Consider the following 1,069-nt stretch of genomic DNA (forward strand, 5'->3'; position numbering starts at 1 on the left):
GATATATGGTGCATGCGCGTTCCACTCCGACACGAGAAATCCGCCAGGTTGCCTTATGGTGCATGGTGCCCTGATAGGGAGCGACGACAGCGCGTCGGCCCGCAAGGAGACAAATCTTCGACGCGGGCAACTTAGAAACCAGATAGCTAAACGTCTCGAACGTGCTCAGATAGACGGTGATGTCGGCAAGGACACCGATACAGCTGCCCTCTCAGGATACCTGGTTGCAATTCTGCGCGGCATCGCCGTCGAGGCCGCGAGCGGAGCCCAGCCAGACGAACTCCACCGCATCGCTGATATCGCGATGAGAGCCTGGCCGACCCAATAGCCATTCTACCGATAAATGCTGACAGTCCGTTGTCGGCCCCGTTCCCATCGTTCCGAAATGCATATCCGAATGGCCGCTTCTGGCGCGGTCCTAGCGTCCATTTCTGACCAGCCATTTGCGGCTGCCAGCCGACCGAGTTTTGACTTGGAGCGTTTTCAGCTAGGTGGAATAACTTGGCGTCGCACCAAATGCGCTGAAGGTAGATGGAGCCCACGCCGGTTCGGCCTGACTGCATCTCGCTCTAGACGCCGATCACGACAGCTTGGCGATGATGGCGCGCAGCGCCTCGCCGAACTTGTGGATTTCGCCCACGGTGTTGTAGTGGACCAGGGAGGCGCGGATGGCGCCGCTGTCCATTGAGAGGTTGAGACGCTTCATCAGTCGCGGCGCGTACATGTGGCCGTCGCGGATGCCGATCTGCATCTCGGCCATTTCCTCGACGACCCGCTGCGGCGACAGTCTGCCGATGTTGAAGCAGAAGGTCGGCACACGCTCATTGATGCGGGCCTCGTCGGCAACGCCGTAGATGGTCGCGCCGCAACCTTTCAGCACGGCCAGCATCTCACGCGCCAGCACCAGCTCATAGTCGCGGATGGCGCCCATGCCGGCAACGATGTTGTCGCGCCGCGAGCGGTTGTTGGACGGCGCCAGATTGCGGCCGATCAGTTCAAGATACTGCACGGCGGCATCCATTCCGGAAACGTTCTCGTAGATGAAGGTGCCGGCCTCGACCTTGTAGGG

General features: G+C 60.4%; 1 protein-coding gene and 1 pseudogene. One reads left to right on the forward strand and one right to left on the reverse strand.

Annotation, left to right across the window (positions count from 1 at the left end; genetic code table 11):
• A pseudogene (locus EN750_RS40145) lies at window positions 1-328 on the forward strand (TetR/AcrR family transcriptional regulator); the annotation flags it as partial.
• Window positions 329-580: 252 nt separating this feature from the next.
• Here EN750_RS40145 and EN750_RS35845 read toward each other — a convergent pair.
• Window positions 581-1,069, reverse strand: a 489-nt coding sequence (locus EN750_RS35845; protein WP_127399387.1) for an aminotransferase class V-fold PLP-dependent enzyme, incomplete at its 5' end; no start/stop codon positions are given.

The organism is Mesorhizobium sp. M7A.F.Ca.ET.027.03.2.1 (assembly GCF_003999175.1).
GTDB lineage: Bacteria > Pseudomonadota > Alphaproteobacteria > Rhizobiales > Rhizobiaceae > Mesorhizobium.